This window comes from Alkalibacterium sp. AK22 (assembly GCF_000585255.1).
Taxonomy (GTDB): domain Bacteria; phylum Bacillota; class Bacilli; order Lactobacillales; family Carnobacteriaceae_A; genus Alkalibacterium.
Genome location: NZ_JANL01000042.1, coordinates 68,809 through 92,002, shown reverse-complemented (window position 1 = coordinate 92,002; position 23,194 = coordinate 68,809). Strand labels below are relative to the sequence as shown.

The 23,194-nt window shown below is 44.7% G+C and carries 20 protein-coding genes; 3 read left to right on the top strand and 17 right to left on the bottom strand.

The features are described from left to right. Positions 1 to 67: 67 nt before the first annotated feature. Positions 68 to 1,522, top strand: a complete 1,455-nt coding sequence (gene zwf, locus ADIAL_RS09870) for a glucose-6-phosphate dehydrogenase (RefSeq protein WP_034303091.1) — start codon at positions 68 to 70, stop codon at positions 1,520 to 1,522. An 859-nt stretch (positions 1,523 to 2,381) separates the two neighbouring features. Here zwf and ADIAL_RS09865 read toward each other — a convergent pair. Together ADIAL_RS09865 and argR are read right to left on the bottom strand one after the other, a co-directional pair. Continuing rightward, the gene (locus tag ADIAL_RS09865) at positions 2,382 to 3,899 is read right to left on the bottom strand and encodes a phosphoglucomutase (protein ID WP_034303089.1); all 1,518 of its coding nucleotides are present in this window, start codon (positions 3,897 to 3,899) and stop codon (positions 2,382 to 2,384) included. A gap of 182 nt (positions 3,900 to 4,081) precedes the next feature. After that, complete coding sequence (gene argR / locus ADIAL_RS09860; RefSeq protein ID WP_034303087.1) at positions 4,082 to 4,543, bottom strand: arginine repressor; 462 nt, start codon at positions 4,541 to 4,543, stop codon at positions 4,082 to 4,084. Positions 4,544 to 4,835: 292 nt separating this feature from the next. Here argR and argS point away from each other — a divergent pair, with 292 nt between their 5' ends. Beyond that, complete coding sequence (gene argS / locus ADIAL_RS09855) at positions 4,836 to 6,530, top strand: arginine--tRNA ligase (RefSeq protein WP_034303085.1); 1,695 nt, start codon at positions 4,836 to 4,838, stop codon at positions 6,528 to 6,530. 511 nt (positions 6,531 to 7,041) lie between these two features. On the opposite strand, the gene trmL is transcribed toward argS, so the two are convergent. The 4 genes from trmL to ADIAL_RS09830 all read right to left on the bottom strand — a co-directional run bounded on the left by trmL (position 7,042) and on the right by ADIAL_RS09830 (position 10,969). Beyond that, a complete protein-coding gene (gene trmL, locus ADIAL_RS09845; protein ID WP_034303082.1) occupies positions 7,042 to 7,551 on the bottom strand; it encodes a tRNA (uridine(34)/cytosine(34)/5-carboxymethylaminomethyluridine(34)-2'-O)-methyltransferase TrmL in 510 nt (169 codons plus the stop codon). Positions 7,552 to 7,566: 15 nt separating this feature from the next. Then, positions 7,567 to 8,733, bottom strand: a complete 1,167-nt coding sequence (gene queG / locus ADIAL_RS09840; protein WP_034303080.1) for a tRNA epoxyqueuosine(34) reductase QueG — start codon at positions 8,731 to 8,733, stop codon at positions 7,567 to 7,569. Positions 8,734 to 8,781: 48 nt separating this feature from the next. Beyond that, positions 8,782 to 9,804, bottom strand: coding sequence for a D-alanine--D-alanine ligase family protein (locus tag ADIAL_RS09835; RefSeq protein ID WP_034303077.1), 1,023 nt, complete (start codon positions 9,802 to 9,804; stop codon positions 8,782 to 8,784). Between the two features lie 328 nt (positions 9,805 to 10,132). Continuing rightward, a complete protein-coding gene (locus ADIAL_RS09830; RefSeq protein WP_034303075.1) occupies positions 10,133 to 10,969 on the bottom strand; it encodes a putative RNA methyltransferase in 837 nt (278 codons plus the stop codon). Positions 10,970 to 11,057: 88 nt separating this feature from the next. Between ADIAL_RS09830 and ADIAL_RS09825 the strand changes: the two genes are divergently transcribed. Further along, entirely contained in the window at positions 11,058 to 11,486 is a 429-nt protein-coding gene (locus ADIAL_RS09825) for a DUF2188 domain-containing protein (RefSeq protein WP_034303073.1), read from the top strand. Positions 11,487 to 11,618: 132 nt separating this feature from the next. On the opposite strand, the gene arcA is transcribed toward ADIAL_RS09825, so the two are convergent. From arcA to ADIAL_RS09770, 11 genes are all read right to left on the bottom strand, one after another. Next, positions 11,619 to 12,860, bottom strand: a complete 1,242-nt coding sequence (gene arcA, locus ADIAL_RS09820) for an arginine deiminase (protein ID WP_034303071.1) — start codon at positions 12,858 to 12,860, stop codon at positions 11,619 to 11,621. A gap of 99 nt (positions 12,861 to 12,959) precedes the next feature. Continuing rightward, on the bottom strand, positions 12,960 to 13,265 hold the full coding sequence (locus ADIAL_RS09815; RefSeq protein WP_034303069.1) for a YtxH domain-containing protein: 306 nt from the start codon (positions 13,263 to 13,265) through the stop codon (positions 12,960 to 12,962). A 5-nt stretch (positions 13,266 to 13,270) separates the two neighbouring features. Beyond that, positions 13,271 to 14,527 (bottom strand): aminotransferase class I/II-fold pyridoxal phosphate-dependent enzyme, encoded by a 1,257-nt coding sequence (locus ADIAL_RS09810; RefSeq protein ID WP_034303067.1) that lies wholly within the window; start codon positions 14,525 to 14,527, stop codon positions 13,271 to 13,273. A 105-nt stretch (positions 14,528 to 14,632) separates the two neighbouring features. Next, positions 14,633 to 15,274: an endonuclease III gene (gene nth, locus ADIAL_RS09805; RefSeq protein WP_034303460.1), complete on the bottom strand. Its 642-nt coding sequence runs from the start codon at positions 15,272 to 15,274 to the stop codon at positions 14,633 to 14,635. Positions 15,275 to 15,440: 166 nt separating this feature from the next. Then, positions 15,441 to 16,154 carry a DnaD domain-containing protein gene (locus tag ADIAL_RS09800; RefSeq protein WP_034303065.1) on the bottom strand — a complete coding sequence of 238 codons (714 nt, stop codon included), beginning with the start codon at positions 16,152 to 16,154 and terminating at the stop codon, positions 15,441 to 15,443. An 81-nt stretch (positions 16,155 to 16,235) separates the two neighbouring features. Continuing rightward, positions 16,236 to 17,531 (bottom strand): asparagine--tRNA ligase, encoded by a 1,296-nt coding sequence (gene asnS, locus ADIAL_RS09795; RefSeq protein WP_034303063.1) that lies wholly within the window; start codon positions 17,529 to 17,531, stop codon positions 16,236 to 16,238. A gap of 20 nt (positions 17,532 to 17,551) precedes the next feature. Then, positions 17,552 to 18,025 (bottom strand): cell wall elongation regulator TseB-like domain-containing protein, encoded by a 474-nt coding sequence (locus tag ADIAL_RS09790; RefSeq protein WP_034303061.1) that lies wholly within the window; start codon positions 18,023 to 18,025, stop codon positions 17,552 to 17,554. An 84-nt stretch (positions 18,026 to 18,109) separates the two neighbouring features. Beyond that, on the bottom strand, positions 18,110 to 20,908 hold the full coding sequence (locus tag ADIAL_RS09785; RefSeq protein ID WP_034303059.1) for a helicase C-terminal domain-containing protein: 2,799 nt from the start codon (positions 20,906 to 20,908) through the stop codon (positions 18,110 to 18,112). A 62-nt stretch (positions 20,909 to 20,970) separates the two neighbouring features. Further along, positions 20,971 to 22,176: a CCA tRNA nucleotidyltransferase gene (locus ADIAL_RS09780; protein ID WP_034303458.1), complete on the bottom strand. Its 1,206-nt coding sequence runs from the start codon at positions 22,174 to 22,176 to the stop codon at positions 20,971 to 20,973. Between the two features lie 57 nt (positions 22,177 to 22,233). Further along, positions 22,234 to 22,584 carry a nucleotide pyrophosphohydrolase gene (locus tag ADIAL_RS09775; RefSeq protein ID WP_034303057.1) on the bottom strand — a complete coding sequence of 117 codons (351 nt, stop codon included), beginning with the start codon at positions 22,582 to 22,584 and terminating at the stop codon, positions 22,234 to 22,236. Positions 22,585 to 22,606: 22 nt separating this feature from the next. Next, complete coding sequence (locus ADIAL_RS09770) at positions 22,607 to 23,176, bottom strand: ReoY family proteolytic degradation factor (protein ID WP_034303055.1); 570 nt, start codon at positions 23,174 to 23,176, stop codon at positions 22,607 to 22,609. Positions 23,177 to 23,194: the final 18 nt, after the last annotated feature.

Here is a 23,194-nt window from a genome sequence, read left to right as displayed (position 1 = left end):
TAAATTAAAAGTAAAATAGATAACAAGATGCTACTGGCATGATTACCATGTAGAAAAGAGGAAAACAATGTCTCAAGAAACAAAAGCTTTATTCATCATATTTGGAGCTACCGGCGACCTGGCTCACCGCAAACTTTATCCGGCACTTTTCCGCCTGTACCAGAAAGGCTACCTACAAGAAACTTTTGCCGTCGTCGGAACGGCCCGCAGAGAATGGTCCAATGACTACTACCAGGAAGTCGTCCTCGATTCTATTGCGAAAATGAACGGATCTGAGGAGGAAAAAGAAAGCTTTTCCAGTCATTTCAGATACCAGTCGCACAATGTCAAAGACACGGAACATTACCATACCCTCAGAAAACTAGCTGATCAGCTGGATGAAGAGTACGGACTGGAGGGAAACCGCATTTTTTACCTTTCCATGTCTCCCAGCTTCTTTGGAACTATTACCAGCCACTTAAAGGAGCAGTCTCTAGTGACTGAGAGAGGCTTCAGCCGTGTCGTCATCGAGAAACCTTTCGGAACAGACTTCGACAGCTCTAAAGAGCTTAATGACGAAATCAATGCCTCTTTTGACGAAGACCAGCTGTACCGTATCGATCACTATTTAGGAAAAGAAATGGTCCAGAACATTCTGGCGCTGCGCTTCTCCAACCGTCTAATTGAAAACAGCTGGAACAAAGAATCTATTTCAAATATTCAGATTACCCTAAGTGAAAAACTGGGCGTCGAAGAACGCGGCGAATACTACGACAAGAGCGGTGCACTCAGAGATATGGTTCAGAATCACGTGCTGCAGGTAGTTAGCTTGTTGACCATGAACAAGCCTGAAGTCTTTGATACCGACACCATCCGTCAGGAAAAAATGGCAGTCTTAGAGGCGCTCAAAAAACCTGTTGTGTCCTTTGATGAAAAGACGGACTTTGTGCGGGGACAGTACGCCCAGTCCACTGACGGCAAAGTTAAAGCCTACCGTGAAGAAGACAAGGTCAACACAGAAACTACAACCGAAACCTTTGTAGCCGGACAAATTGCTATTCACAATGATACCTGGGAAGGTGTGCCCCTATATATCCGCACCGGTAAACGCCTTGCTGAAAAAACGACGCGTGTCGATGTAGTCTTTAAAGAAACAGACTCTTCTCTCTTTAACGACCAGCCATCTGTTCTGACGATTCATATCAATCCGGAAGAAGGATTTGAACTGACTGTAAACAACAAGCAAGTCGGACCAGGCATGAATCTTGAGCCAATTACTCTTTCCGGCCTTCGTTCGGATGAAGAAACTGAAAAAAGTCCGGAAGCTTATGAAAAACTGATTCTGGATGTTTTACAGGGAGATGAAACACATTTTGCCCACTGGGGTGAGGTCGCTACTTCCTGGAAATATGTTGATCAAATCAGAAAAGTCTGGGACTGCAACACTGAGTCCATCCCTTTCTACCCGGCTTTGAGCATGGGACCAGAGGAATCGGATCAGCTACTCGCACAAAACGGCCACGAGTGGGTTTATAAAGGATAACTCAAAACTGAATCCCCCGCCCCTGAAACTGGCGTCTAGTCAAATAAAAACATTCCCTCGGATGCAGCTCAAACACTGACCTGAGGGAATGTTTTTCTCGTTTAATTTCCCGTATGCAAACGAGAAACTGCTTAAATTCAAAATAAAAGCGGAAGCTTTTTACAAAAGTTCTATATTCTAACGTACGTGTCTATTATATGAGTGCTTGCTTCATTTTAGACTGTTTAATTGAAGGAAGCTAGTCCAGCATGTGTCGCTCCTTCAATTAAAAATAAGTTATTTGAAGGAAGCTAGTTCAGCATGCGCCGCTCCTTCAATTAAAGATAGGTTAATTGAAGGAAGATGGTTCAGCATGCGCCGCTCCTTTAATTAAAGATAAGTTATTTGAAGGAAGCTAGTTCAGCATGCGCCGCTCCTTCAATTAAAGATAAGTTATTTAAAGGAAGCTAGTTCAGCATACGCTGCTCCTTCAATTAAAGATAGGTTAATTGAAGGAAGCTAGTCCAGCATGTGTCGCTCCTTCAATTAAAATATAAGAGCTGAGATGAAAACTTAATCCGCTAATATCCAACAGATTAAATAAACCTATGAGACAAAATTAGATAAGGACTTGATTGTCTCTCTGCTACCCGCCTACAATTCCAGTATTGATATATGAACTATCTGTGCGCTCATTTATGATATATAGGCCTATTCTTGTATGCAGATTGAGGTCTGGTGATTTTGAATCCAGTAAAGCAAAAAAGACTGAATCTGGATGGATACCAAATTTAGTCTTTTTAATTATAGGCATTCAGTTGTTCGATCTTAGCATAAACTGATTTGCACTCTATGGCTGAAAGCTTTCAGTCTATAGAATTTAAAGTTTACTGGTATCGAGGTCTTCCAGGCTGTAGAAAAAGCCTTTCAGTTTGTCCTTGATTGACGGGATTGTGCCGGCCACATCATTTTCGATCTGCAAGACCAGCTTCGGCTCGTGCAGACTTAAACGCAGCAGCAGCCAGCCGTCACCGTAAGGAGCAGTGATCTGGCTTCTTTCTCCTTCGAGATTGTCTTCAACTAGTTTAAAGCCTTCTGTCTCCTTCAACCACAGAGCAAAACGGTCCAGCATATCCTGCCCGACTTCTTTGTAGGCAGGGGTCTGAATAACGAAGCGGATCTCTTCCGTTTCTGCCGGTTGCTTGAGTTGAGCAATCAAATCGGTGACACTCTTACCCTCTTCAGCCAGCTCGGCTTCCTTGGCTAGGATTTTGGCTGCCAGATAGGCTCCGTCATCCAGAAAGAAATTGTCCCTGATGGCCGCATGTCCACTTGTTTCAATTGCCAGTGCACAGTCAGTACCCTTCTCATTCAGCTTAATTCCGCGGTTGATGACGTTACGGTAGCCGGAAATATAGCGGTCGACCCAACCACCTTTGGCTTCGACAAAAGCAATCAGATGGTCGGAAACAGGCGAGTTGGTCACAATCGTTGTCCCCGGATTCTCCTCTAAAATGATGGCGCCAATCAGCCCAATCAGATTGTTACGGTTAATACTTTGTCCTTTTGAGTCCACAATCGCCGAGCGGTCCACATCGGTATCGAAAATAATCCCCAAATCCGCCCCATGCTTGAGTACTGCTTTTGAGATACTCTCCATGGCTTCCTTATTGTCCGGATTGGGTTCGTGATTAGGAAACGAACCGTCCGGATCGAGAAACTGACTCCCCGTCGTATCAGCACCTAATGGCTCAAGTACCTTATCAGCAAAGAAACCTCCTGCCCCATTACCGGCATCGACCAAAATATGCCGGCCTGACAGCGGTTTTTCTTCCGCACTGACCCCTAGAGTCTGACGGATTTTAGCAGTCAAGTCCTGTGCATAAACAGAAATTAAATCTTTCTCTACTGGCTTTTGAGTATCGACTGCCGCTTCAATTTCAGCGGAGCTATTTTCTGCAAGCTCCAAAATCGCTTCAATATCTTCATGCTCCAGACCACCGTCTGTGGTGAAAAATTTCATGCCATTATATTCCTTGGGCAGATGGCTGGCGGTAATCATGATACCAATATCAGACTGAAAATCCTCATACTGGGTGGACATGAACAATGCCGGTGTTGTAGCCAGTCCAGCGTCGATGACCTGAATACCTGCACGGCTAAAGACATCGATTAGCCAGTTTTTGATTGCAGGTCCGGTCAGTCGGCTGTCGTGCCCAATTGTAATCACAGTGTCCGCGGCTGGTTTCACACTATATTTGCAAAACCACTGGATCAGCCCCTGAGCGACTGCTGATACACTCTCTTTGGTCAAGTTTTTCTTATGTAAATCAGTTTCTATGGCAAAACCTCTAATATCTGAGCCGTTTTGAAGTGAAGCTAAGTCGATGGTAGTCATAGTAGGTCCCCTCACGTCTGGTATTGTGCAGATCCGTTCTGCATACAATTAAACTATAAGTGCTGCAAGCAAGCTTTGCAAGCGTTATTTTATTTGAAGGCACACAAAAAGACACCTGGAGCATTCCTCCGCTGATCAGCTCTCAGACCGCGGTTTGTATCCCGTACAGGTGCCTTAATCTGTCAGTTTGTATCTGCCATGACCGACTCGAAATAAGTATAAACTTTCTGTGCTTCTTCGTTGGTGTTACTGATTAGTATAATCGTATCATTGCCGGCAACTGTTCCGACGATTTCCGGAAATTCGATATCGTCAATCAACGCGCCGATGACATGTGCATTACCAGGCAGTGTCACGATAATATTCATGAACTGCACACAGTTATAAGCAGTCACCACACTTCGAATTGTTGAATTCAGTTTGTCTTCCGGAGACATATGATGATTCTGGTAAATCGTATACTTGACTCCCCCGTCAGAACTATTGGTCTTAATCAGGTTCAACTCCTTAATATCTCTGGAAATCGTCGCCTGCGTCGCCTTGACTCCCTTATTCTGCAGCTGAGTCAGCAATTCCTCCTGTGTGGCAATGTCATTGTTCAATATGATCTGTTTAATCATCATCTGTCTTTCGACTTTTTTCATTGTGCACCCCTCCTTCTTTTGTATATGTATTCATATTGTCATAATCAGTATACCTTATTTTCATGTAATTTTCACTATTTTAATACTTTGAATTAGTAACTTTTCATGCAGGATTCACAAAAGGCGCTTGATCCTTAGTATTGCTTGAAAGTCTTAGCTTTGCTATAATACAAGTGCTAATCATTAAAGTGAACTGAAGGACTTTATGATGACTGATCAAAAGTCAGCCTTTTTTTATGCCTTAATGAATCAATAAGCTATCGGAAGCTATTCAATAACAGGAGGTCTTTTTATGGACTATAAACAACAAATCGCTGAAACCATTTATTCAGTACTAAATGAGCACTTAACACTAGAAGACATTTACTTGCTGCTTGAAAAACCCAAGCATGCTGAGCATGGAGACGTCGCTTTTCCCGCATTCCAGCTAGCTAAAGTCTTCAGAAAAAATCCGGCTCATATTGCTCAGGAGCTCGCTGAGGACATTTCTTCTCCCCTCATTTCTAAAAAGCAGGTCGTTGGCCCTTACATCAATTTTTTCCTAAACAAAGAGTCTGTTTCACAAGGCGTCTTGTCCGAAGTCGTTGCTGAAAAAGGGAACTATGGCCACTTATCAATTGGAAACGGCGGCAATGTCCCAATCGATATGTCATCCCCGAATATCGCGAAACCTATGTCAATGGGACATCTGCGATCAACCGTTATCGGTAATGCCTTGTCACATATTCTTGAAAAAGTAGACTTCAAACCTATTCGCATCAATCACTTGGGCGACTGGGGAACTCAATTCGGCAAGCTCATCACTGCCTATAAAAAATGGGGCAATGAAGAGGCCGTTAGAGCTGAACCAATTAAGGAACTGTTGGCACTGTATGTCAAGTTCCATGAAGTAGCTGAAAACGATCCGACTCTGGAAGATGACGGCCGTCTGTGGTTTAAAAAACTGGAAGACGGAAACGAAGAAGCGGTTGAACTGTGGAAATGGTTCAGAGAAGAATCATTGAAAGAATTTAAAAAAGTTTATGACCGTTTAAATATTTCTTTTGACTCACTTAGCGGAGAAGCCTTTTACAATGACAAGATGGATCAGGTCGTTGACTTGCTAAATGAAAAAGAGCTTTTGACTATGGATCGCGGCGCTTATATTGTGGATCTGGAAAAGTATGATCTGAATCCAGCGCTGATTAAAAAGTCAGATGGCGCAACTCTTTATATGACACGTGATTTGGCTGCCGCTTTGTACCGAAAGAAAAATTATGACTTTGCCCAATCACTTTATGTGGTTGGTCAGGAGCAGTCCAACCACTTCAAACAACTGATTGCTGTTTTGAAAGAACTGGGTCTAGACTGGTCAGACGATGTCCACCATATTCCCTTTGGTTTAATTACCAAAGACGGCAAGAAATTATCCACTCGAAAAGGAAAAGTTGTTCTGCTCGAAGATGTTTTAAACGAAGCCTCTGCTCAGGCACTTAAACAGATCGAAGACAAAAATCCCAATCTGCCTGACAAAGAGCGCGTAGCAGAACAGGTCGGTGTAGGAGCTGTTGTATTCCACGACTTGAAAAATGACCGTCTCAATAACTTTGACTTTACAATCGAAGAAGTTGTTCAGTTTGAAGGGGAAACGGGCCCTTATGTTCAATATACCAGAGCACGTGCAATGAGTATCTTGAACAAAGCCGGCGTGACGACCGTTGAGTCAGCCAACAGTCTGGCTTTAACTGACGATTACAGCTGGGAAGTGGTCAAACTGCTACACGATTACCCACACACCATTAGACGTGCGTATGAGAACTTTGAGCCGTCAATTATCGCTAAACATGCCATCACACTGGCACAGGCATTCAACCGTTTTTATGCCAACGTGCGTGTCCTGGATGCGCATCCTGAGAAAGAAGCCCGTCTGGCTCTGGTTTCTGCGGTTACAGATATTCTAAAAGAAGATCTGCGAATTTTGGGTGTTGAGTCTCCTGACGAGATGTAAAAAGTAAACAGGCTGTTCGATCCCCTCATGACAAGGCTGCTGGTTTTGACTAGCAGCCTTGTCATGAGGGTTTTTTTGGTTCAGCTGAATGGGCTGCCTTAAAAGGATCTGACGCGCTGAGTATCCTTTATCTTTCATTTTTAGATCATATTGAAAAGCCAGTACTCTCTTTACACAAACCAAATCGGTTGTCCTTTGCTTTTACACTTTACACCCTTTCTTGTTACAATCCCCGGTAGAACTGAATTGTCTGCAGAAGGTCAGAGTAATTAGCCAAACTGAACACGGGTTTGAAAAGAACCTAAAGGTATTTGACTGGTATGCTCTTGTCCGGTACACCATTCAACTTACCTGATATTTGATCCTCACCATCAGTTGTTTTGCTTTTATATAAATAAAAAAACAAGTCCGTCCCCTCTTCACGGTTGGTCGAAGCAGGGACAGGCTTGTCGTTTGGGATAAAACATATCTGGACAGAACACAGGCTCATGATGACCTGCTGCTGAACCATTTATTTCAGTTTATCATCAGCATAGGTATGCACTTTTTCCAGGCCAGTAAAGTCCTGCTGTCTGAGTGCCTCATACACTAATATGTTAGCAGTATTGGACAGGTTCAAAGACCGGACGTGGGTATCGTTCATCGGGATGCGCAGGCATTTCTTTGCATGCTCACGCATAAAATTTTCCGGCAGGCCTGTCGTTTCCTTGCCAAAAAGGAAAAAATGGTCCTGCTCTGGATCCGAAAAATCTGCATCCGAGTAGACTGTTTCCGCAAATTTAGAAATCAGATACAAAGAACGTTCACCAACAAAGGTCATGAAACTTTCCAGGTCCTTATGGTAATGGATATCAACGGCATGCCAGTAGTCTAGTCCAGCCCGTTTTAAATTTTTGTCATCTGTTTTAAACCCTAGTGGCTCGATCAGATGAAGGCTGCTGTTGGTCCCGGCACATGTTCGGGCGATATTCCCAGTATTGGCTGGAATCTGCGGCTCAAACAAAGCGATATGATTCGTCACTAAGCTAACTCTCCTTTAACTATTTTTTCTATTCAGACGGTCTTTCAAGTCCTGAATTGCTTCAGCAAATTCCTGAACCGTTTCCGGCTCTGATTCTTTTTCAGCAGCCTCTTCCAAAAAGCTTAAAATGTCATCAGTTGGTCGCTTTTTGACAATTGTGGCAACAGCCCAGGCTGCTGTCCCTCTGATCATCGGTCTTGGATCGTTATCGATGACATTTAACAAATCGGGAACTGCTGAAAAATCTCGGTAGTTGGCCAAGGCGATAATGGCATTACGCTGGATAGGTTTCTTTCCTCTCCAGGAACCAGCTAGCGGTCCAAAGGCCTGCTTGAATTCCTTATTGGAGATAGTCAAAAGCGGCTTCAATTTTGGATTGGTATTTTCAGATTCAGGCTCCATCTCTTCATGAAAATGAGAATCTATCCCTTTATTGTAGGGACAAACAATCTGGCAGATGTCACAGCCGTAGATGACGTGACCCATCTGACGGCGATATTCTTTTGGCATATAGCCTTTAGTCTGGGTCTGAAAAGATAGACAGCACTTCGCATTCATACGGCCGTCACCTAGCAAGGCATCTGTCGGGCAAGCATCAATACAGCGGGTGCAGTCCCCACAACCAAAGGCCACTTCCTTATCCGGCTCAAAAGGAATATTTGTAATAATTTCCCCTAGATAAACATAGGACCCATATTCCTCTGTAATCAGCAGGCCGTTCCGTCCGATAAAGCCCAATCCAGCCCGCTGAGCCACGGCAACATCCACGAGTTCCCCTGTATCGACCATTGGCTTGAATCGCACATCTTCTCCAGCCTCAGAGCGGATATAGGCAATTAGCTGGTCCATTTTTTCACTGAGGATCTCATGATAATCCCTGCCCCAAGAAGCTCGGGCAAACTCTCCGCGGCGCTCACCTTTGACCCTTGGTGGCTTTCTCGACATCTTCGACGGATATGCTAATGCAATCGCAATGATTGACTGAGGCTGATCAAAGATTTTCTCAGGATAAATCCGTTCTTCGATGATTTTGTGTTCAAATCCCGAATGGTGCCCTTTCTCCTGCTGTGCATGCAGCTTGGGTTCCAAGTCATAAAAGGGATCTGCATGGGTGAAGCCAATCTTGTTTATCCCGATCCGTTCTGCTTGCCGGATAATTTTTTGCTTAAGTTCTTCATTCATGCTTAGGCCCCTCTTTCTTTGACCAGATGTTTTTAGCCTGTACTGCTTTTATTTTTTATCGATGGCAATCTGTGCGAGCGTGTTGCACAGTTCGTTGTAACTGATCCCATGAGCGGCAGCTTCCTGGGGAAATAAGCTAGTCGGTGTCATGCCCGGCAGCGTGTTGGCCTCAATACAGTATATACCGCCTTCAGCTGTGACCATGAAATCGATGCGGGAGTAGTATTCTAGGCGCAGCGCTTTAAAAACATCCAGCGCAATGCCTTGCATGCGTTCAGCGATTTCGGGATCCAGTTCAGCCGGGCAGATTTCGATTGTTGCACCTTCCTGGTATTTGTTTTCATAATCATAAAATCCAGACTTAGGAATGATTTCGATGGCTGGTAAGGCCTCGCCATTCAATACGCCTACAGAAAATTCCCGGCCTTCAATCTTTTCTTCTATTAGAACGGATTCTGAATACTTTTTAGCTTCCGAAACGGCATGAGCTAAGTCCGCTTTCTCTTCAACAATGTAAACCCCGATACTCGATCCGCTTGCATTAGGCTTGACGACGCAAGGGACTGAGCTCGTTGGCTGGTCCTGCTGATCAAGTACTTCCCAGTCCGGTGTGATAATGCCGCGCGAGGCCATAATTTCCTTGGACAAAATTTTGTTCATGGCAATGGCGCTGCCCACGTATCCTGTACCGGTATAAGTAATGTCGTAAAGATCAAATACAGCCTGCAACTGACCATTTTCGCCCAGTTCTCCGTGCAGGGAGAGAAAGACTAAATCAGCAGACTGACAAATCGGGATTATATTGTTCCCAATCATTTCATTCGGTTTCTCTTTTTGAGCTTTCAAAGCTTCGAGGTCTGGTATTGCACGCTTGACTTTATAGTCATATTTATCTTTCCTCAATTTGCTGTAGGCCTCGTCAAAATGTGAGGCCACATCTGTTCCAAAATACAGATCCAGCAGAACAACCTGGTGACCATTTTCCATCAGGGCGTTTGCTATCAGACTGCCGGAACTCAGTGAGACTTCTCTTTCGTGGCTGTAACCTCCAGCCAATACTACAATATTCATGCTTGCATCCTCCTATTTATAGTGTATTATACACCAAGCAACCTATGTATTATAATCGTTTTTTTTGAAAATTTCGAGTGTTCCCTGTCTGAATGCACAAAAAAACGTATTGCTTCGGTGTCAAGCACTGCGAAACAATACGTTAATGAAGCCATTGAAAACTCACGTGTTTTTATCAGCTTCTGATGGGTTGACTGATAAAAACCAATGAATCAAATTAGCTTATGAAATATATCTTAGCATCTCCTGAATAAAAACACAAGGCTTATCACTAGATTTTTGTGTCATAATCGGACTTTATAAAGCTATTTTACACCTATTTCTGACCCTACCCTATTTCTCCGGTTAAAATAGTCAAATCCACTGTAATTTCTTCCAGTAAAGTGTGTATTTTTTCATCTTTTTTTTTCACATGCCAACCAAGCGGGGTCATATGGATAAAATCGTCAATTTGGTCCGGAGTTAAGCGAAAGCTGTAGTAAACAGTTTCGCTTGTCACCTGATCGAAATGCTGACTGAACTTATCAACAACTTGCTTGTTGGAATAAGTCTGTGCTTTGTCTCCTTTAACAGCCCTAAGCTCTTTCAAGTAACCTGCATTGGGAACGACTTTGATGACTTGTCCGCCCGGCTTCAACAAGCGCTTAAATTCGCTGTAATTCGAGGGCGAAAGGATATTCAATAAGGTAGTATACTGATCTGAAGCAAACGGAGACTGAGCCAGATCTGCTACCAGAAAAAAAACGTCTTCATGAGAAGCGGCCGCCAGGTTCACACCTTCTTTAGAAATATCAAAACTAATGAGCGGTCCGCTTAAACCCTGCTGCTTCAAATAAGCACTGTGAGACCCTTCTCCTCCTCCAACGTCCAGAAGCGCACCAGTCTGGTCCTTTATTCTAGTCAGGAGATTATCCAGCAGGGGATGCCAGAAACCGGCTTGTGCTATGCGCTGTCTGGCTTCAAGCATGCTCCTCGTATAGTCAGACTCAGGAGACTTGAGCATTAGATGCAGCGTTCCTTTTTTTGACAAATCAAAACGGTGCCCCTTATGGCAGGTCAGGTGGTGGTTTGCTACTGCTGTAAACGGTTCTCTGCATACCGGACACTGGAACAGCTCCAGATGCTTTTCAAGAAACAACTGGGCCCTGTCTATTTTTTTTAGCATGTTATTCCTCTTTTCGGTTGTTAATATTAGACGCTTGATTTTTTACATGTTATAACGAATGTAACTTACAGGAAAGGAAGATCTATTTATGCCTTGGGATATGACTGATTACCCGGATTCCTTCAAGAATTTGGATCATGTAGTGAAAAAGAAGGCTATTGCTATCGCCAACGCTTTGCTGGACAACGGCTATTCTGATAGCGAGGCCATTCCGATAGCCACAAAGCAGGCTAAAGAATGGGCAGCGAAAGCTTCAGAGGATGAAATCAGAAGTTTCAAGTATGACAGTACACCGAAAAAAGATGACAGTCATCAGGACACAACCAATGAACAACTGCTGGACAACGATGTGCTGGTTTATTTTGAGTCAGAGCACTGGATTGTCCGAACCAAAGAGGCCAAACAGGCTGACTCAACGTTTAAAACTAAAAGCGAAGCCATTAGCCGGGCTGAAAAAATAGCTGACAACAAAAGTTCAGCCGTTATTACGTACACGAAAGACGGAAACAGGCAGTAAGCTCAAAGCCTGTTCATCTATTATACCGCCAGCTGCTCTCTCAAAGCAACAGCCCGTACAGGCTCAGATCATATGATCTGTCGGCCTGTACGGGCTGTTTTTAATTGCGCTTAATAACGATCACATAAACAATCATTTCCCGTCAGAATTTCTAAACAACGGCATACTCATGCAGCGTGGTCCACCGCGTCCACGTGACAGCTCACTGGATGGAATCTCCAGAACTTTTATCCCGTTTTCTTTAAGCAGCTCGTTGGATACATGATTGCGATTATAAGTGACAACAACTCCTGGACTGATTGCCAGGGTATTGGAACCGTCGTTCCACTGTTCTCTTGGAGCCGCTATCGCGTCGCCGTTTCCGCAGGGGATCATATTGATCTCCGGCACCTTCAGGACAGTCTGAAGCAGTTTATCCAGCTCAGTGTGGTGAGACACTTTCAGCTTCCCTTCCACACTGGAAGGTTCAAGCATATATATCGACATTTTCTGGTCCAAATCCTGGATACCCGGATGAATAGTAAAGGCATCGCGATCGACCATGGTGAATACCGTATCCAAATGCATCATGGCACGGACACGCGGAATCTCGATAGCCAGTATTTTTTTAAACGCAGTTTGTTTTGAGAAAAGAGACTGTGCAAATTCTTCGATGGCCCGGCCGCTTGTTCTTTGAGAAACGCCAATCGCAATGACTTCCTCACTAAGAACTAAAATATCGCCACCTTCAATTGAAGTATGCGATCCGCGGTCACGCCAGAGCGAAAAGTGATCTGATTTGAAATCAGGATGAGACTTAACAATCGTCTCCATAAAAAGAGATTCGCGCTTGCGGGCGTCATAGGTCATTTTATTAATTGACAGTCCTTGGCCGATTGTAGATGCAATATCTCTTGTGTAGTAAAGGTTAGGCATGGGCTGAAGCAAGAAAGGCGATTCTTTTTTCCGGTCAGTCAGCCAGCCTAGAGAATGCGACTGAATGTCCAGTTCGTCTGTCCGTACACCAGCCATCATCGTGTCGACCATTGTTTTTGCATCCATATTCATGAAATAAGCATTTAGTTCCTGACGGATATCTGGGACATCGATTCCCGATTCCTTGAGCAGCTCTTCCACTAGATGCGTCCGGTCAGCGTCTGTTTTAATCGCTTCTTCAAGCAGTTTCTCCAGATAAAGAACTTCCGCACCATTTTCTCTCAGTACATCAGCAAAAGCATCGTGTTCTTGCTGAATGACCGGCAGATAAGGAATATCGTCAAAAAGCAGGTCATGCATAGTATCTGGCGTCAGGTTTTCTACTTCTCTGCCTGGCCTCTTAAGCACAACCGATTTGAGCGGGTCTATTTCAGAATAGACATTAAATAATTTAGACATGATTGCCTCCTATGGTATAGTTATTTAAAAAATAGCATATTTATTCATTTGAATTTAAAGGGAAAGAGGAAAGATCCTCTCTCCTCTCTTATGATTTCTTTATTCTTCTATAAAGACGTCCGGGGATTCTGTATAATCAGGCGCCGGCGCCGTATTTTCGGGTGTACGTTCGTAACGGATGGGTTCATTTCTGATATCCTGCTCCGTCATTTTCTGATCCAGCCACATTTCCGTTTCCATCAGTGCTTCATCCAGACGGACCACTGCTTTGTTTTTTGTTTCTTGTGCCTTAAACTTAATATCTTTCTGAAAAGCTTCACCGGACTTGGGAGCCAGCAGGTAAGCTGCAGCTGTTCCAACCAGTGAACCCAGGATCATTCCAAAACCAAACGTTTTTTTAGACATATCATCTACTCCTCATTGTTTTTTTCTAGTGTGACCAGTTCGATACAGATACAGAGAGCTTCCATGGCGATTTCCAGATCATCCATCCTGGCAAAGCTTGGTGCCAAACGGATACTGTTATCCTTAGGATTAATGCCGTAAGGGTACGCTGCATTTGCCGGGGTCAGTTCAATCCCAATGTGCTTCATTTTGGCAACAATCTCAGTAGCACAGCCGTTTTGAGTCGTTAAATGGACAAAATACCCACCATTCGGTCGGGTCCAGCTCACAAAGGAAGACCGGTCGCCTGAGAAGTAAGCCGACAGGATTGCATCGATCCATTCAAATTTGGGTGCCAGGATTTCAGCATGCTTTTCCATATGGGCTTCGATCGTTTCCATATCTTTCAGGAAGAGGACATGGCGCATCTGATTGATTTTGTCAAAGCTGATCAGCTGCTTGCTGAATTCCAGGGCCAGTTCTTTGATACGAGCCTCAGAAGCTCCCATAGCGGCAACTCCTGCGCCAGGCAAGGTCATCTTGGATGTCGATACATACTGGATGACCCGGTCGGGACTGCCCGCCGCTTTGCAGGCTTCAAGCAGATTGGCTGCTTTTTCTTTTACGCCGTTCAGGTGATGCACGACATAAGCGTTGTCCCACAAAATAATAAAGTCTTCTGCTGCTGTATGCATATTAGCCAGTTGCTCAACCACTTCGTCGGATACCGTTTCCCCTGTAGGGTTATTGTATGTAGGAACGACAAACATCCCTTTGACAGCAGGATCCTGAGAAACCAGCTTTTCAACCACTTCCATGTCCGGTCCCTCTCCAGTCAGTTCAACTGGAATCATTTCGATACCCATATGGTCCAGCATAAACCAGTGACGATCATAGCCCGGACTCGGACAGATGAACTTCACTTTTTCTTCTCTGGACCAGGGAGTGTCGGCCGTGAACATGAAATGATTCAAGGTCGCATACATCAGCTGCAGACTGGAGTTGCCTCCTACAAAGGTTTCATCAACCGAAGTCTCCATCATTTGCCCAAACAAAGCTCTTGCTTCTCTGATACCAAACAAGCCACCATAATTTCTTATGTCAAGCTCGTCTTCACTATACCATTTTTTTATCGGTGTTTCATTCAATAAAGCTTCAGATAGTTTTAATTGGTCCGTTGAAGGAATGCCACGGGCAATAGTCAGATCAAAAGGCCGGTTTTCATACAGGCTGTACTGCGCTTTTAGGGCACTTAGCTGTTCTGCTGTTTCTTCTTTAGTCATGCATCCGTACTCCTTGTCTTAAATAAATTCTCCTTTTATTCAATTATACCTTACTGTCTTCATTAATGAAAACGAATCCTGAACCAGTTGAGTCAGGACAGCCTTCTACACTGAAGATATCATCCGACTGGCCTCAGCAATTTTGGCAATGCACTGATCGTGATCGTGCGCGCGAGCCGGACACTGGTAACGTCCAAAGAAAATCATACGGTGATGAGCAATACTCCATAATTCTTTGGGTAGCTTGTGCATCAGGGCTTCTTCAACTTGACGTACTGTCGCATTGGGTTCACATATACCAAATTTTTTGCTGACCCGGTCCACATGTGTGTCTACTGCAATGGCTGGCTCATTAAAAGCAACACTCAGCACAACATTAGCTGTCTTACGCCCGACTCCCGCCAGACTTTCCAGCTCTTTATGTGTCGAAGGGACCACACTGCCAAAGCGCTCTACCAGGTCTTTTGAACATTTTTTGATAAACTTTGCCTTGTTTCGGTACAAACCGATCGTTTTCAGCTTATCCATTATATCCTCCAGATCAGCTTCCATCAGCATTTCAGGTGTAGGATAGGCTTCAAACAAGGCCGGTGTCACTTTATTTACTGCAATATCTGTTGTCTGTGCACTAAGTATCACTGCAATCAGAAGCTCAAAAGCGTTCTTATGAGTCAGTTCAGCTTCCGCATCCGGAAACATCACACCCATGGCTTCAATCAGACGGGTCGTTTCTGCCGCATTCAGCAGCTTCTGTTTTTTTGTCATTAACAAGCTCCTCACTTTATTGTAGGTTCCAGGTTTAAATCAGTTAGCTCTCATTTTAGTGGAATGCTATTGATTTGGCCTGCCTTTGACCGGTATAAATCTCAAAAGTTTCAGACAGTCAATCTTTCCCCCGGCTACTTAAGGCGACTCAGTCCCTTTGCTGCTCTTTCAGCCAGTTGTACATGGGGACCGGTTTATCTTCAGTATCCGTTTCATCTTTCTGCTGTTTATCAGCCTGCTGTCGGTGGCGCTTGGTTTCCTTTTCCACCTGAGCCTTTGTCCGGATATTTTTTTTGTCCCAGGTCAGCAGGATACGGTCGATATACTTTAAACTGTATACTTGGCTGAGGACCGCTTCTCTCAAAGCCAATTCAATCAGTTCCGGAGCATACTGGTCGTCATTCAGCCACATATCCAGTGTCTGAATCTCCATTGCAGACAATCCGCGGCCGAATTCTTGTTCAAATAAACGATATAATTCCTTTGAATCTAAAATATACGTTTCTTCTTCTTCTTGCTGATCTTGCTGATCTAGCAAACGGATCAGGCGATCATACAGCAGCTCAAAGGAAAATTCATCATGTGTGATCCCTTCTTCGTCCGTACTTGTTTCAATAGTCACTAATTTCTTTGTCATCAGCTTGTGGATTGCCTTGTAGGCTTCCTCCCTGGATACATTCAACCGATCGGCAAGCAGACGGCTGTCAGGAAAACTTTGTCCCTGATCGACCAGAGACATCAGCTGAATGAGCACAACTAAATCCTGGTCAGTCAGGCCGACCGCCTTGTAGTGCATTAACAGGACATTGGACACAGATGTTGTTCCTGCATTGATCCATTTTTTCACTGTTTTGTCTGACATAGTTCAGCTCCTTTTCTGTTTCTGACATGAAGAAAAGGACTGGGATATCTACCCAATCCTTTCTTCACATATCTTAAATGCTTACGGATAAATACGGTTCAGCAAGCGTGGAAATGGGATGGCTTCACGGATATGTTCTGTTCCACTAATCCAGGTTACCGCACGTTCCAGCCCTAGACCGAAACCAGAATGCGGCACGCTTCCGTATCTTCTAAGGTCCAGATACCATTCGTATTCTTTCATATCCAGATCAAAAGCTTCCAGTTGCTTGCCTAGCGCTTCATAGTCATCCTCACGCTGAGAACCGCCAATAATCTCACCATAGCCTTCAGGTGCGATCATATCCGCACACAAAACGATATCTTCGCGGGTCGGATGGGGCTTCATGTAAAAGGGCTTGATTGCTTTCGGGTAGTTAAGAATAAAGATGGGCTTATCGTACTGCTCAGCGATAAACGTTTCCTCAGGCGAACCGAAGTCCTCGCCCCAAGTGACATCAAAGTCATTGGCTTTTAGCAAATCGACCGCCTCATCATAAGAGACGCGAGGATAAGGAAGTTCTGTATATTTCTTCAAGAGTTCCTTGTCTCTTTCCAGAACATCCAGTGCGTGGTCACAATTATCCAGCACGCTTTGAATCAGATAGGCAACATATTTTTCCTGAATTTCAAGGGACTCGTCTTGGTCCATGAAGGCCATTTCCGGCTCTATCATCCAGAATTCAATTAGGTGACGGCGCGTCTTGGACTTTTCAGCTCTAAAAGTCGGTCCGAAGGAGAAAACTTTACCTAAAGCCATAGCTGCTGCTTCCATGTATAGCTGTCCACTTTGAGACAAATAGGCATCACGATCAAAGTACTCCGTATGGAAGAGTTCAGTTGTATTTTCTGCTGCGCTTCCAGTCAGAATCGGTGGGTCCACTTTGACGAAGCCTTCCTGATTATAAAATTCATAGGTGGCACGGATGATTTCATTACGGACTTGCATCACCGCATGCTGCTTGGATGAACGGAGCCACAAATGACGGTTGTCCATCAAGAATTCAGTTCCGTGTTCTTTCGGTGTAATGGGGTAATCGACGGACTCCCCTATTACCTCAAGCGATTCGATATGTATTTCATATCCGAATTTTGAACGGGCATCTTCAGAGATTGTTCCAATTACCCAGACCGAACTTTCCTGTGTTACGTTTTTTGCTGCTGCAAAGACTTCTTCCTCTACTTGGCTTTTTACCACTACACCCTGGAAAAAGGCTGAACCATCACGCAGGTTTAAAAAGGCAATCTTCCCGCTGGAACGCTTATTGGCGATCCATGCCCCTATCTTCACTTTTTCTCCCACGTGTTTCTTGGCATCAATGATCTGAATCTTCTTCACTATTGTCGTCTCCTTTTAAACTAAATATTGTCGATCGTGCGTATCCATTCACCGGTACGCAAGTCGATGATAAAATAACCCAGCCGGTTGTTCTGGTTCCGGTAGCTGATTTCCCAGATTGGGGTGTCGTCCTGCATACCAATACGGGCATTCAGAATGCGGTCAGGCTGACGGCTTTCCTTTGTCATTTGAATGGCCTGCTCTTTGGACAAAGTATTTTCCTTGGACAAAGACAGGATTTGTCCCCCATCTTGCTGAACGATATAAATGCGTTCAACACCTTCTTCATTGATCCCAGTGACGGTCAGAAATGTTTCTTCCCCATTGTACCAAAAGAAGTCCTGCGCCTCCTGTAGGCTGGTTCTTTCAGACACAAAAGCAATCGTGTCCCTTCTGGCACGGGAATGAGGCTGAATAGACCGGTACAGGAGAAAAGATCCGCCTGCCAGGATAACACTCATCACTATGATGAGACTAATTAAAACTTTTTTCACATAGATCTCCTCATTACCATTTCGCTGTTTTAAACTTCAACTTCTACAGTATAGCAAATGAACCAGCAGAAATAAATAACTGCTCTAGTCTTTCTCTTTTTGTCCAAAAAAAGCAGAGCTTTCCTGAACAATCGTGTCCAGGGGCTCTTCTTCAATTGAAAGGCCTTTGGGCAGGGAATCAACAAAAGCGGTGGCATAACTGGAATCGATGAGCCGGCGATCCAGAACAATCCAGACCCCTTTATCTTCACGGGAGCGAATCAGCCGCCCAATTCCCTGTTTAAATTTCATGACTGCCCGCGGCAGCATATCTTGTACAAAAGGATTCAGCCCCTGCTCGCTCAGCAGACGGTGACGGTTCTTGACGAGCGGCATGTCCGGTGAATCGAACGGCAGCCGGGCAATGATCACGATTCGCAATTCATCTTCAGGAAAATCAACACCTTCCCAGAAGGTATCGGCTCCGAGTACCAGTACTTCCTTAGCTTTACGAATCTGCTTGGCAATTTTCAAAGGTGTTCCAGAAATATTCTGAGCCAGCAAAGTTTTATGAGATAGTCGTCCACGTTGTTTCAGCACATCATGTACAGTTTGAATCATTTCTTGCGAGCGGAAAAGGACCAGAGCGTTTTCCGGATTCTCTTTCACGACAGCTTCAATCTGATCAGCCAGCAAGGTCACATGAGCTCTTGTACTGGAATCAGGCGGATAATGGTCTGAGGGAACAAAAATGCGACCCTGCTTACTGAAATCGTAAGGGGAAGCGTACTCCACGTAAGCCGTTCTCTCCAGCTGGAGAGCCTGTTCGATATAGCGGATCGACCCCTTGACAGAAAGCGTTGAGCTCGTCAGAATCAGGTGCTTTGCATCTTTCAGCTTATTCAAAGACTCGGTTCTTACGTCCTGATTGAAGCGGTAAAAGGTCAAGGTGCTCATGGGATTTTTCGAGTAAAATCTCAGGCCCGTGAGACTGCCTTTTTCACGAACAAAAAAGAGCTGAGTGAGGCGCTTTGATACGGTCTGGGCCAGGTCCGTTAGACCCTGTAGACGGGTAAGCAGTCGCTTGCTGTCATTCGACAAGGTCTCCGGCTGGTCTTCAAGCACTGAAGTCAGCTGATTGCTGACATAAATCAGCTCATCCAGAGCTGTCTTGATGCGCTTGTTTTCTTTTTTTAGTGTCATGGGCAGGGTGTTGAGGTCAATCGTTTTCTCTTTCCATTCGATTACTTTAGGATCATAGTCTTTGAAAGAGATCAGCCATTCTACCCACTGAATCCCCCAGTCTTCCCAATCTTCCAGCAAGACCTGCGCCGCCATCCCCAGTGCCTGGATCTGATAGGGCTTGACGGCTTCTACTGCCTGTGTATTCAACTGATGCAGCAGCGAATCTTCTTTTTCTACGTTTCCCAGGTTTTTCAGTTCTTTAAGCAGCGTGCTGATTTTTAAAGTGACGGTCGATGTTTCATCAACTACATCAGGCAGATGATGTGCTTCGTCCACAATCAGTTTATTTGTACTTAAAAGCCGTTCTGCATTCAACCAGTCCCTAGCCAGAAAAGCATGATTAGTAACCAGTATAGAGGCCTGATTGATTCTTTGGCTCCGACGGAACAGAAAGTCTGTTTCTTCAAAAGCAGCCATGGGTTGCAGCCTATGAGAGGGACGAATGTCCAGCCAGAAAGGATGCGGCGTTCTCGTCCGTATTCCTAGCTCTTCCAGATCGCCTTCCTCTGTCTCTGTCAACCATACCAACACTTTCATACAAAATTTAGCCTCAGTTCCCCTGGCTGAGACTGTCTTAAGCTTTTTGTAAAAGGCTGTCAAAGATATATAGTGGCTAGGACTCTTGACTAGGGCCACTGTTTTTTGAAAGGGCAGTCTGCTGTTTAAGAGTGGCAAAATCTCATCAACCAGCTGTTTCTGCAGTACTTTAGTGAAAGTCGAAATAACGATGCGATCTTGTGGCGTAGCCAGATACAAGGCTGGCAGCAGATAGCCGAATGTCTTCCCGGCGCCCGGAGCAGCTTCCATAAGCTGACTATGCTCTGGATTTTCTTTTTTCAAGTAACGAAACAGGTCATTCATCATCTGCATTTGGCTTTCGCGTTGCTCCAGTCCGATTTGATCGAACAGACGCTTCTTGTCTTTATCCTGATAAGGATAGGCCGGCAACTTGCGGTGCAGCTCCTGTTCACCTGATGCCTGAGGTTTTTTAAGCGCCATTCCTCCCACAATCATCAGATCCTCTTTCAGATCTTGAGGTTCAGCTTGCATACGAGCTAAAGCCTCTTCAAAAAAAAGAGCAGTCTGAGCTGTCGTCGATGGAGCTAGCTCTGCCAATGACTCTAAAGTGACAAGTGGCAACGTCAATAGTTTTTTATCGAGCTGCTGGAGCAGAAAAACAGTCGCTTTGGCATCAAATAAAGCATTGTGCGCCTGAGATAGATCGTACCCCAACGCACTTGTCAGTTCCTTCAGCTGATAGCTGTCCGCAGTGGGCAGCAGAATCTGAGCCAGTTCCACTGTATCAAGTGCAGGGATAGTCAAAGGACTTATTCCTGCTCGCTGAAAGCATTCATTAAGAAACTGAAAATCGAAACCAACATTATGCGCCACAAATATAGTGTCTTCCAAAAGCTGATGGATCAGGCCGGCAATATCTTCAAAATAAGGTGCAGTCGCCAGATCCTTGGATGTGATCCCTGTCAGATCTCGAATCGTTTTGTTCACTTTACGGGAGGGATTGACAAAGGTGTCGAACGTCTCCACGATTTCGCCGTTTTTCACCAGCACACAAGCAAACTGAATCATGCGCTCGTCTCTTCCTAGACTAGCCCCGGTAGCTTCGATATCCACGACGGCATATAACTGATCTTTCTTCATCTGTCCCCTCCTTTTCGATTTCTAATATGTAGTGCCTGCTCCTGCTGAACGAAGGTCAGGCTTCAAATATATTTATACTTCTGGAGCCAGTTTAATATAGCCTGCTGATCATTCTCGACCGCGCCCAACACCACAGCTTTTTCTGCCATCGCAATGGCTTCTCCAAGCCATCTTCCTCCTCTGGCATTAACAACGTTCATAATAGCCTTGCCGTCAATGTCAATCTCGTCCCGCTCAAGAATGGGGATTGTGTTGATTAGTTTAGCCGCTGTCTGCTTGTCAGAAGGCAGCTTGATCACTTCAAGCAGTTCCTCCGCTTCCCAGATTAATGTCGGCGTGTAGCGGTAGACGATGTAGTGGTTGAGCGGCAAATGGTGGCGGTATAAAATCAGTTCCAGCAGCTGAACACTGTCTGAAATGATCTTATTGGACAACCTCCAGTGCCTGAGGATTGCTTGACCTTCTTTGGGGTTTTGAATACCTAAAAAATACAGCAGCAACGCCCACACATGACGCTCTTTTTTTAGTTTGGCTGGAATAAGAGAAAAGCGGCGCAAAGCAAGCTTTCCATGTTTAAGTCCAGGACAGTACTGATACAGATTCGTCGTAAAGAGGGCTTCCATGCCCTGCAGTAAATAATCGCCCATGGCCATTTTGACAAATTCTACCTGGATCCGCTCTACTGCAATATTTTCCAGTAAATGCGCATTGACTACAATGGCATAAAAAGTGTCCGCTTCCAAGTGAAAACCGAGCTGTGAGGCAAAGCGGACAGCCCGCATCATACGCAAGGCGTCTTCGTTAAAGCGTTCTTCCGGTTTGCCAACTGCCCTGATGATTTGCTGTTTCAAATCTTTTTCTCCATCAAAAAAATCCTGAATCCGACCTTCATTATCCATCGCAAAAGCATTAATAGTAAGGTCCCGGCGCTTCAAATCTTCTTCCAAAGAGCGCACAAAAGTGACCGAATCGGGACGTCTATAGTCTTGATACGTCGATTCGGTCCGAAATGTCGTGACTTCATAACTTTCGCCTTCCAGTAGCACCATGACAGTTCCGTGCTCAATACCCACATCCACCGTTTTATTGAACAATTTTTTGATTTCTTCCGGAAAAGCACTAGTCGCGATATCGACATCATTGACCGACTTACCCAGCAATGCATCTCTTACGCTTCCTCCAACAAAATAGGCCTCAAAACCGGCAGCCTGGAGTGTCTCGAGGACGGGAATCGCTTTTTCAAATTCTCCTTTGATCGGTACGATCATGCTCATAGTAACGGGATAGGCACCCTCGGGCACACTATCCCTTCTCTCCTTTATATCTCAACTCTTCGGTTCAGTTTTCTCTTCCCTGCCATCATGACGCTCAAAGCGGAACTGGTCACGCTCATCAAACTTATTCATGACCAGATCAAAAGACTCCGACAAGTCGATATCTAAAGAGTTGGCCAGACAAATTAATACAAACATAACATCGCCAATCTCTTCTTCAACCTTTTTTTCTATTTCAGATGATTTTTTCTGTTTTTCACCATAACGGTGATTGACTTCCCTGGCCAGCTCGCCGACTTCTTCCGTCAACCTGGCTAACTGGCCCAAAGGAGAAAAGTATCCTGACTTGAACTGGCTGATATATTGATCGACCCTTTTTTGCATCTCGTCCATTTCTGTCATATCTCTTCTCCTTTGAACTCAATTAGGAAGGGGAAACGCAATTATCTATCTTATCCTCCAGCGCCTTCAGCTCATTGGCGAGAGAATAAAAGTCTTCCCGATTCTGTGTTTCCAGTGCGTGATCAATGGCTTCCAGCAGCTGATGACGTTTTTCCTGCTGGCAGAAACTGTCGACCGCTTCATCTACTTCTTCGTCAATGGTCTGATCCAATTGATCGTTCCATTTTGCAAAAGGATTGTCTTCCAGTATCGATACATATTCAGGAGACAGCAGTGCATCCTGAAAAATCAGTTCGATGTACAAATCCGTATGCCAGTTAAGACGCACTTCATGAAAGGCCTGTTCCGGGTGGTCGAATTCCTGTCCGTCTTTATAAAAGCGGAAAGCTTCCTCGTCCGTACCCACTGTGGCCATTTTAATTCCGCGAGGAGTCTGATCGGCTCTCTCAACAAACTTGGTCTTATTCAGTACAATGTCATGGTTCAGCAGATAATTCAAAATCCACATCGATTCTCTGCGCTTCATCTGATAGCGCTGCAGAAACCATTTCAGAAATTTTTTCTTGTCTTTTAGTTGGATGCGACTATACATAGAAACTCCCCTCCTTTA

Excerpts from the sequence above, each read along its gene's own strand:
- zwf (WP_034303091.1), top strand. The coding sequence starts at position 68 with ATGTCTCAAGAAACAAAAGCTTTATTCATCATATTTGGAGCTACCGGC.
- ADIAL_RS09865 (WP_034303089.1), bottom strand. The coding sequence starts at position 3,899 with ATGACTACCATCGACTTAGCTTCACTTCAAAACGGCTCAGATATTAGA.
- argR (WP_034303087.1), bottom strand. The coding sequence starts at position 4,543 with ATGAAAAAAGTCGAAAGACAGATGATGATTAAACAGATCATATTGAAC.
- argS (WP_034303085.1), top strand. The coding sequence starts at position 4,836 with ATGGACTATAAACAACAAATCGCTGAAACCATTTATTCAGTACTAAAT.
- queG (WP_034303080.1), bottom strand. The coding sequence starts at position 8,733 with ATGAATGAAGAACTTAAGCAAAAAATTATCCGGCAAGCAGAACGGATC.
- ADIAL_RS09835 (WP_034303077.1), bottom strand. The coding sequence starts at position 9,804 with ATGAATATTGTAGTATTGGCTGGAGGTTACAGCCACGAAAGAGAAGTC.
- ADIAL_RS09830 (WP_034303075.1), bottom strand. The coding sequence starts at position 10,969 with ATGCTAAAAAAAATAGACAGGGCCCAGTTGTTTCTTGAAAAGCATCTG.
- ADIAL_RS09825 (WP_034303073.1), top strand. The coding sequence starts at position 11,058 with ATGCCTTGGGATATGACTGATTACCCGGATTCCTTCAAGAATTTGGAT.
- arcA (WP_034303071.1), bottom strand. The coding sequence starts at position 12,860 with ATGTCTAAATTATTTAATGTCTATTCTGAAATAGACCCGCTCAAATCG.
- ADIAL_RS09815 (WP_034303069.1), bottom strand. The coding sequence starts at position 13,265 with ATGTCTAAAAAAACGTTTGGTTTTGGAATGATCCTGGGTTCACTGGTT.
- ADIAL_RS09810 (WP_034303067.1), bottom strand. The coding sequence starts at position 14,527 with ATGACTAAAGAAGAAACAGCAGAACAGCTAAGTGCCCTAAAAGCGCAG.
- ADIAL_RS09800 (WP_034303065.1), bottom strand. The coding sequence starts at position 16,154 with ATGTCAGACAAAACAGTGAAAAAATGGATCAATGCAGGAACAACATCT.
- ADIAL_RS09785 (WP_034303059.1), bottom strand. The coding sequence starts at position 20,908 with ATGAAGAAAGATCAGTTATATGCCGTCGTGGATATCGAAGCTACCGGG.
- ADIAL_RS09780 (WP_034303458.1), bottom strand. The coding sequence starts at position 22,176 with ATGATCGTACCGATCAAAGGAGAATTTGAAAAAGCGATTCCCGTCCTC.
- ADIAL_RS09775 (WP_034303057.1), bottom strand. The coding sequence starts at position 22,584 with ATGACAGAAATGGACGAGATGCAAAAAAGGGTCGATCAATATATCAGC.
- ADIAL_RS09770 (WP_034303055.1), bottom strand. The coding sequence starts at position 23,176 with ATGTATAGTCGCATCCAACTAAAAGACAAGAAAAAATTTCTGAAATGG.